The following is a 9,045-nucleotide window of genomic DNA, read 5'->3' on the forward strand; positions in this document are numbered from 1 at the left end:
GTAAATAGGCAGGCGTTGTGCAACATAATTGGTCAAACTATCTTTTTGTACTACTACAGCCTTTTCATCTTTAGATTTATTATTGCCGGTACAAGACGATAAGGTGCCTACAGAAATAGCTACTGCCGATAAAAACAGGGTTGATTTGTATAAATTCTTCATATTAAAGTATATGGCTGCTAAATTAGTAAATTTTGAAAGCTTTGTATAAAGTTTGATGCATTGGGTGAAGTTTAAGATAACTTTGTAACTTCAACTTGCTAACAATTCATACCATGTTATTTTCAAGGTCATCAAAATCATTATCTATTTCCGCTTTTTCTCTTGTACTTATTTTATCTGCCTGCGGAAGCAGCAAATATGCTGCAACAGAAAAAATCTATAAAGAAAAGGCAAAGGATTTTTCGAAAATAATCAATACCACGCCACCAGTTGGTCAGCTTTACGATTCATTAGGAGCAACAAACCAGGAATGGATTGGTTCTGTAAATTTTGGGATACGTAAACCAAATTTTGTGGTGATCCATCATACTGCACAAGATAGTTTGGCACAGACCATAAAGACGTTTTTCTCAACTAAGGCAGGTACAAGTGCCCATTATGTTATCAGCCGCGACGGTAAAGTAGTGCATATGGTGAATGATTACTTACGCGCAAATCATGCTGGTGTAAGTAAATGGGGGAAGGATACCGACTTAAACTCTTCATCGATAGGCATTGAATTGGATAATAATGGCTTAACTGACCCATGGCCTGATGCACAGATCAATAGCCTGCTAAAGTTGTTGGCCACTTTAAAGAAAACCTATGGAATCCCGACAGCGAATTTTATCGGTCATGCCGATATAGCACCTAAACGAAAAAATGATCCTAAAAATTTCCCCTGGAAAAAACTGGCAGATAAGGGCTTTGGCTATTGGTATGATGATGTGCTGAAAAACCCTCCTGTAGATTTTAATACCGAAATGGCCTTAAAATATATTGGTTACGATACCAGTAATCTCCCTGCAGCAATCACTGCTTTTAAAATCCATTTTATCCAGAGTGATATTACGCCTACTTTAACGCCTGTGGATGTTTTGGTACTTTATAATGTTTATACGAAGTACTAAACAGAATGGGGTTTGGCGGTTGCGTAGATTAAACGCACAGCGCGCAATCTTTCTCCTGAACTTGTTTTACTGCGTAGCTTTCCGCTTCGCTACAGGACTGGATCTTTAAAAGCGGAATAACCTGAAGTTTATGGCGCAAAAAACAATGCTAATATTTGCCACCCAATATTCTTCTCTGCATGCATTTGCAGCCAAATTCTAGCACAAAAAAAAACACGGATAAATCTGTGTTCATCCGTGTTTATCTGTGGTTTAAAAAAGCTAATTAATTCGGCTTCTTAAACGTATCTTTTAGTGTAACTGTACGGTTAAAAACCAATTTATCTGCAGTAGAATCTCTATCTAAACAGAAATAACCTTTACGGATAAACTGATAACGGCTTTCCAGATCTGCATCTGCCAGGGCCGGCTCGATATAAACGTTAGGTAAAACCGTTAAGCTTTCAGGGTTTAGGTAATCTTTAAAATCTCCTTCCTCAGCATCTGGTGTTTCAGAAGTAAACAAACGGTCGTACAAACGGATTTCGGCAGTTTTGGCATGCGGAGCACTTACCCAATGGATGGTTCCTTTAACATTTATGCCGCTGGTATCATTTCCACTTTTCGATTCTGGGATGTAAGTACAATGAATTTCGGTAACGTTTCCGTTTTCATCTTTTACAAAATCTTCACATTTAACAATGTAGGCAAATTTTAAGCGTACCATTGCACCGGGTGCCAGGCGGAACCATTTTTTTGCGGGTACTTCCATGAAATCTTCACGTTCTATCCAAAGTTCGTTGCTGAAAGGGATCACACGCGTGCCACCACCATCTTCAGCCTCTGGATTGTTTTCGCCGATTAAATCTTCTGTTCCTTTTTCGTAATTTGTAATCACCAGTTTAATCGGATCTAAAACCGCCATTACACGGTTAGCCGTTTTATTTAAATCTTCGCGGATACAAAATTCCAATAAACTTAGCTCAATTAAATTTTCGCGTTTGGCGATACCAATACGTTCACAAAATTCGCGTACGCTTTTTGGTGTAAAACCTCTCCTACGTAACCCACTAATTGTAGGCATGCGCGGATCGTCCCATCCATTTACTAAGTTTTCGTTAACCAGTTGAAGTAACTTACGTTTACTCATTACCGTGCTGGTAAGGTTTAAACGGGCAAATTCATATTGTTTTGAAGGAAAAATCTCTAGTTTTTCGATAAACCAATCGTACAGTTCACGGTGCGAAACATATTCCAACGTACAGATAGAGTGCGTGATGTTTTCGATACTATCGCTTTGTCCGTGAGCAAAATCGTACATTGGGTAAATGCACCATTTGTTACCGGTACGGTGATGTTCGGCATGTTTGATGCGATAGATAATCGGATCGCGCATTAACATATTCGGACTGGCCATGTCGATTTTTGCTMTCAAAATATAGGCACCGTCGGCAAATTCGCCATTTTTCATTTTCGTGAAAATGTCTAAATTCTCTTCAATGCTGCGGTTACGATATGGGCTATCCTGTCCTGGTTCTGTTGGCGTGCCTTTTAAAGCTGCAATTTCATCTGCAGAACTCTCGTCAACATAAGCCAAACCTTTTTCGATCAGTTTAACGGCAAAACCATACAGCTCATCAAAATAATCTGAGGCATATAATTCATTTTTCCAGTTAAAACCCAACCATCTGATATCTTCTTGCTGACTGTTTACATATTCTGTTTTTTCTGTTACCGGATTGGTATCATCAAAACGCAGATTGGTATAGCCGCCGTATTTTTGTGTTAGTCCGAAATTTAAGCATATTGCTTTCGCGTGGCCGATGTGTAAATAACCATTAGGCTCCGGCGGGAAACGCGTAACCAAAGTTTCATACTTACCACTATTTAAGTCGTTCTCAACAATTTCTTCAATAAAGTTCAATGACTTCTCTTCACTCATAAAAACCTGTAAATTAGGAATGCAAATGTAAAAAGATTGAGCGGATTTATACAATGATTATAGGTTTATTAGCCCATAGTTGATAGCCGATAGCCCAGAACTTCGTTATAGTGCTATGAAAGAACAAATATGATGTACGATAAATTGCACATTTCAAGTCGACCACGTCCTGCTGAACTCGTTTCAGCATCTTTATAGCAGGAAAGATCCTGAAATAAATTCAGGATGACGACCGCGTATGCTATTTGTCGTGCACCTCTATTTCTCAATTACCTAATAAAATCGATACATTTACGTCAACTTAATATTCATTATGAGCAAAGTATTAAATCGGCCTATCCGCGTTTTAGTAGCTAAAGTTGGATTAGATGGCCACGACAGAGGGGCCAAAGTAATCGCAACTTCCTTACGGGATGCTGGCATGGAAGTAATTTATACCGGCTTACGCCAAACACCAGAAATGGTGGTAAACACAGCGCTTCAGGAGGATGTTGATGCCATTGGGATTTCCATCCTATCGGGCGCACACATGACGGTTTTTCCAAAAATTATTCATTTTATGAAAGAAAAACAGTTAGATGATGTGTTATTAACTGGCGGAGGGATTATTCCGGAAGCTGATCGGTTAAAACTTGCAGATATGGGTGTTGGGGAGCTATTTCCTCCAGGTACAACAATGGCAAGTATTGTAGAATATATTCAGAATTGGGTTACAGAAAACAGAAATTTTTAAGCTATGGCATACCAGAATTTAATCTCAGAGATAAAAGAAAACATTTTATACGTTACCATCAACCGTGAAAAAGCGGTGAATGCTTTAAATAAAGATACTTTGGCTGAATTAGCGGATGTAATTGCCTTCGCGGGCAAAACAGATGATGTAAGGGGTGTTATTTTAACCGGAGCAGGTGAAAAGGCCTTTGTTGCGGGAGCTGACATTAAAGAGTTTTCTGATTATAGTGGTAAACAGGGAGAAGATTTAGCAAAACGTGGTCATGATCTGGTTTTTAATGCCATTGAGAATTCTTCAAAACCATTTATTGCGGCAATTAATGGATTTGCTCTGGGCGGAGGATTGGAGCTTGCCATGGCCTGCCACATACGCATCGCATCAGATCATGCAAAACTAGGTTTGCCTGAAGTTACTTTGGGTTTAATTCCTGGTTATGGCGGTACCCAGCGCCTTACACAATTGGTTGGAAAAGGTAAAGCAATAGAAATGATTACGACCGCAAATATGATTACTGCTTTGGATGCAGAAAAAATAGGTCTTGTAAATTATGTTGTTCCACAGTCTGATCTAATTAGCAAGGCTGAAGAGCTGCTGAATGTTATTAAGCAACGTGCACCGCTGGCTGTTTCGGCAGCGATAAAATCTGTAATTGCAGCTGTAAATAATAACAATGGCTACGCTACCGAAATTGAAGAATTTGGCAAATGTTTCGAAACTGCCGATTTTAAAGAAGGCGTAACTGCATTTGTTGAAAAGAGAAAAGCAAATTTTTCTGGAAAGTAGCAATGCCTTTGTAGTATTAATTTGATATACGGTGTAACGAAAGTGTTGCAAAAATTTTTCAATGCAATTTTTTTTGAGTAATTATGTTAATTAATTATTAACCCTAATGTGCTTACCACTACGTATGGGTTTTTATAATAACAACGCTACTCATGAAAAAGATACTCATTGTTGACGATGAAATTAGCATCGGTTTATTACTCTGCAAGTTTTTAACTAAAAATGGATTTGAAGTTTCGAATGTAACAACAGGTAGAACGGTTTTACAAATTCTTGAAAAAGAGAGATTCGATTTAGTATTATGCGATTATCGTTTGGATGATACAGATGGGAAAGAGATTTTAATCCACATTAAGGAAAACTATCCAGCAACCGGTGTGATTATTATTACAGGTTATTCAGATATTAAGCTTGCCGTAGAATTGATAAAACTAGGGGCTTACGATTATATAGTGAAACCGCTTTACCCGGATGAGATTTTAAATACCATAAATAAAGCCCTTGAAACGCAAGAGACCTTAAAATCGCCTAAAAATTTTGAACGCGCTGGTCGTAATGTTATTTCCGATTTTCTAAATGGCCCGGAGTATATAAATGGGGAGAGCGATGCATCGGCACTTTTACTGAAACAAATCCAACTCATAGCACGAACAGGGTACACGGTCATTTTAACGGGGCAAAGTGGAACAGGGAAAGAATGTGTTGCTAAAACCATTCACCAAAATAGTTCGCGTGGCAAAGAACCTTTCATCGCCATGGATTGTGGTTCTTTAACAAAAGAATTAGCCGCCAGTGAGTTTTTTGGACATGAGAAAGGGGCGTTTACCGGAGCAGCCTTCACTAAAATCGGTCACTTTGAGCAGGCTAATGGAGGTACATTATTTCTTGATGAGATCGGTAATTTATCCTATGAGATCCAGGCAACTTTGCTCAGGGCAGTTCAAGAGCGGAAAATAAAGCGGATTGGAAGTACGAAGGAGATTGATCTGGATGTGCGGCTTATTGTAGCTACAAATGAAAATTTAGTAGAAGGGATTCAAAAGGGTATATTCAGGGAAGATTTATATCACCGTTTTAATGAATTTTCTATACATGTTCCATCATTGAAACACCGGGATAATGATGTTCTTATCTTTGCTGAACGTTTTCTGGCTGCAGTAAACAAAGAATTGAACAAAAAAATTAAAGGCTTTTCTGATGAAGCGATGAGATGTTTATTAGCATATAATTGGCCAGGTAATGTACGTGAGCTGAAGAATGTTGTCAGGCGGATTGCTTTATTAACCGATGGTGATTGGATAGAAACTCATGTTTTGCCATTGGAGCTTCGAATGACTGATTATCCTAAGACACAGCACGAAAAAAAAGCACTTCCTTTGTCCCTAAAATTAAATGATGATAAATCACTTAATTTGCGAAATACTGCTAAAGAAGCTGAATATACTGCTATTTTAGAAGTGCTAAAAGCGGTTAATTTCAACAAAACCAAGGCAGCAAAAATATTAAATATCGACAGAAAAACACTTTACAATAAAATCAAATTTATTGAGGTTGATGATGGGATATAAATTTTAAATCTAGAAAAACAAAATCAGCCATTTTAGCATTTAAAGAATACCCTTATTATCTAAATATGTCAGTATTCTCTTATAAGCAACGCAATAACATTAACCTGGTCATTATTATTGCGCTGGGGGTGTTAATTGCGTATTCTTTGCAAAGTATTTTTAGTGCTATTTTAAGTACTTTGGTGCTTTACACTATAATGCGGCCGGCGTATATCCATTTGGCAGAAAATAAGGGCTGGAATAAAAGAGTAACGGCTATTTTCCTTATCACTATCAGTATCATACTCATTGTAATGCCTTTTTATGCATTAAGTAGTATGGTTATCAGTAAAATTTCGGAATTGAAGAACAATGAAGTGTTTTTCAGGAATCTGCTGGTTAAATTACAGCATCTTATTCCGGTTAAAATTAATCAGGATCTTATTCAGGAAGGATTAAACCGCTTGGGGAATTGGGCCACTCAGCTTTTTCCATCCTTAATATCGAGTGCAGTAAATATTATATTAAGTTTATTGGTGATGTACTTTTTACTCTACTTTATGTTAATAGAACGAAGAAAATTCGAATTTTCATTGATTAAATATGCACCTTTCAGAGAACAGAATGCACTTCGTTTTGGTGATGAAATGCGAAACACAACTTATGCAAATGTATTAGGACAAGGGCTGATCTGCCTCGTTCAAGGTTCGCTTTTGAGTCTTTCTTTTTATGTTTTGGGTTATAAAGACCCAGTATTTTGGGGGGTAATTACAGCATTTATTTCTTTTGTGCCCGTTTTGGGGCCACCGGTTGTTTTTGTTCCAGCTGCGATTTTGCAGATTGCGAACGGGAATAATTTTGCTGGCTGGGCCATGCTTATTTTTGGTTTTGTAGTCATTATCAATATCGATAACGTGCTAAGGTTTATTATTGCAAAAAAAGTTGGTAATATTCACCCTATAATTACAGTAATTGGCGTAATTATTGGTATCCCTTTATTTGGAATATTGGGCCTTGTTTTTGGCCCGCTACTATTATCTTATTTTATATTGCTCGTTAAGATTTACGAAACCAGTACGCTTGCATCAGAAAGATTGGAAAGAATTAAAACAAATAATGAGCATACGGAGTTATAAATATAGCTTAACAATAAATAATGTAGTAGTTTTATATTGTACATAATTGTTAAACCCTTAAAATACATTAATTATGAATGATAACTCAAAAGTTGTAGTTGCGCTTTTAGCAGGATTAGCTGCTGGTGCGGCTCTAGGAATTTTATTCGCACCAGATAAAGGTGATGAAACCCGCGATAAATTAAGCCAATCTCTAAAAGACTTGGGCGATTCTATCAAAGATAAAGCTGCTGATGAAATTAACCACCTTGCCAGCTTAAAGGATAAAGTGGTAAGCTCGATCAAAACGAAACTAAGAAGCGTAGAAGGAGAATACAGCGACGACGTGGAGCACGCGTAATAAATAAATATTGCATAGCCGGGCAATTGCCCGGTTAAATATCATCTGAATTATGCAGGAAAATAAAGATAAAAGTATCGAAGATCTTGTAGACGATGCTAAAGGCTTTTTAGAGGCCAGGGCTGAATATACCAGACTTTATCTGGTAGAAAAAGTTTCTAAAGTTTTTGCCGATTTAGTAACCAGTACGGCAGTTATAGTTTGTTTTATATTGGCCTTTTTATTTGGCTCGGTAACTTTGGCACTTTATCTGTCTGGTCTTTTGGGTAGCTATGCCGGAGGCTTTGGCTGCGTTTCCTTGTTTTATATTCTATTGGCAATAATTGTTTATTTAACCAAGAATAAGTATATAGAGAAGGCAATTATTAATGTAGCCATTAGGAGATACTTTGATAAACTTGCAGATAAGGAGGAAGATGAAAAGGTATAAAGACATCCGTAACCTAGAAGACCTGCAGGCTAGAAAATTAGAACTTAAGGTTGAGTACACCCTTAAGCAGAATATGCTTAAATCGGATACGAAAGCTTATTTTAAACAATTTACCTTAGGCGCGCTGATAAAGCGGTATGCTACGCCAAGTAACCTGTTTAAAGCCGATGAAAAATTAAATATTAGTGGAACCGCCATGTCGTTGCTTTTGCCGATGTTTATGAATAAAACCCTATTTAGAGGTGCTGGTTTTTTAACCAAAGCGGCTGTAGGTCTGGTTTCAGGAAAAATTGGTAAATCGCTTGATGCGGAACATTTGTCGGCAATCTTTAATTCTGTGAAGAGCTGGTTGGGAAAAAAGAAAGAGAAAAAAGAAAAGAAATTTGTAGACTACGGCATCCCGCCTGATAGTGAAACGTATTAGTTCAATGGTTCATTAGCCATTGGTTCATTCGTTAGCAATTGCCAAATGATATTAAATCAAAAGCCTCAGGATTCTAAATTCTGAGGCTTTCTTGATTAAAAACTTAGCCGTTGTAAACCTTGTTTTATGACTATGCTATTTCTGCTCTCAGCCCAATGAACCAATGACCAGTGAACTAATGAATCTATAAATCTGTTTTAATCTTTAATTCTTTCAATTGCTTCTCGTCAATAGTACTCGGACTATCGATCATTACATCTCTGCCCGAGTTGTTTTTAGGGAAAGCAATCACATCACGGATTGAATCTAAACCTGCGAAAATTGAGGTTAAACGATCGAAACCAAAGGCAATACCGCCATGTGGAGGTGCACCAAACTCAAAGGCATCCATTAAGAAACCAAATTGTTTTTGTGCTTCTTCTGCACTAAAACCTAAATGTTTAAACATTAAAGCCTGTAATGCTCTATCGTGAATACGGATCGATCCGCCACCAACTTCAGTTCCGTTGATTACCATATCGTAAGCATTAGCACGTACGTTTTTAGGATCGGTATCTAATAAGGCAATATCTTCTGGTTTAGGCGAAGTGAAGGGGTGGTGCATGGCATGGTAACGCTC

10 protein-coding genes are annotated in these 9,045 nt (G+C 37.6%); 8 read left to right on the forward strand and 2 right to left on the reverse strand.

The genetic code is table 11. The features are described from left to right. Positions 1-275: 275 nt before the first annotated feature. Positions 276-1,112, forward strand: a complete 837-nt coding sequence (locus tag AC1DND_RS10985; protein WP_477581584.1) for an N-acetylmuramoyl-L-alanine amidase — start codon at positions 276-278, stop codon at positions 1,110-1,112. 265 nt (positions 1,113-1,377) lie between these two features. Here the strand turns inward: AC1DND_RS10985 and AC1DND_RS10990 are convergent, their stop codons facing one another. Further along, entirely contained in the window at positions 1,378-3,033 is a 1,656-nt protein-coding gene (locus AC1DND_RS10990; RefSeq protein ID WP_477581586.1) for a glutamine--tRNA ligase/YqeY domain fusion protein, read from the reverse strand. A gap of 313 nt (positions 3,034-3,346) precedes the next feature. Here AC1DND_RS10990 and AC1DND_RS10995 point away from each other — a divergent pair, with 313 nt between their 5' ends. From AC1DND_RS10995 to AC1DND_RS11025, 7 genes are all read left to right on the forward strand, one after another. Then, positions 3,347-3,766, forward strand: a complete 420-nt coding sequence (locus tag AC1DND_RS10995) for a cobalamin B12-binding domain-containing protein (RefSeq protein WP_057930804.1) — start codon at positions 3,347-3,349, stop codon at positions 3,764-3,766. 3 nt (positions 3,767-3,769) lie between these two features. After that, complete coding sequence (locus AC1DND_RS11000) at positions 3,770-4,549, forward strand: enoyl-CoA hydratase/isomerase family protein (RefSeq protein ID WP_477581588.1); 780 nt, start codon at positions 3,770-3,772, stop codon at positions 4,547-4,549. 152 nt (positions 4,550-4,701) lie between these two features. Then, complete coding sequence (locus tag AC1DND_RS11005) at positions 4,702-6,117, forward strand: sigma-54-dependent transcriptional regulator (RefSeq protein ID WP_477581590.1); 1,416 nt, start codon at positions 4,702-4,704, stop codon at positions 6,115-6,117. 65 nt (positions 6,118-6,182) lie between these two features. Beyond that, positions 6,183-7,232, forward strand: coding sequence for an AI-2E family transporter (locus AC1DND_RS11010; RefSeq protein ID WP_477581592.1), 1,050 nt, complete (start codon positions 6,183-6,185; stop codon positions 7,230-7,232). 73 nt (positions 7,233-7,305) lie between these two features. Next, positions 7,306-7,572 (forward strand): YtxH domain-containing protein, encoded by a 267-nt coding sequence (locus AC1DND_RS11015; protein ID WP_029276837.1) that lies wholly within the window; start codon positions 7,306-7,308, stop codon positions 7,570-7,572. A gap of 52 nt (positions 7,573-7,624) precedes the next feature. Next, the gene (locus tag AC1DND_RS11020; RefSeq protein ID WP_029276839.1) at positions 7,625-8,002 is read left to right on the forward strand and encodes a hypothetical protein; all 378 of its coding nucleotides are present in this window, start codon (positions 7,625-7,627) and stop codon (positions 8,000-8,002) included. After that, entirely contained in the window at positions 7,989-8,426 is a 438-nt protein-coding gene (locus AC1DND_RS11025; protein ID WP_215165636.1) for a hypothetical protein, read from the forward strand. The genes AC1DND_RS11020 and AC1DND_RS11025 overlap by 14 nt, the downstream gene beginning before the upstream one ends. A gap of 184 nt (positions 8,427-8,610) precedes the next feature. Here the strand turns inward: AC1DND_RS11025 and AC1DND_RS11030 are convergent. Then, on the reverse strand, positions 8,611-9,045 hold a 435-nt coding region (locus AC1DND_RS11030; RefSeq protein ID WP_477581593.1), incomplete at its 5' end, for an amino acid--tRNA ligase-related protein.

It is taken from the genome of Pedobacter sp. 01N416 (assembly GCF_056399685.1).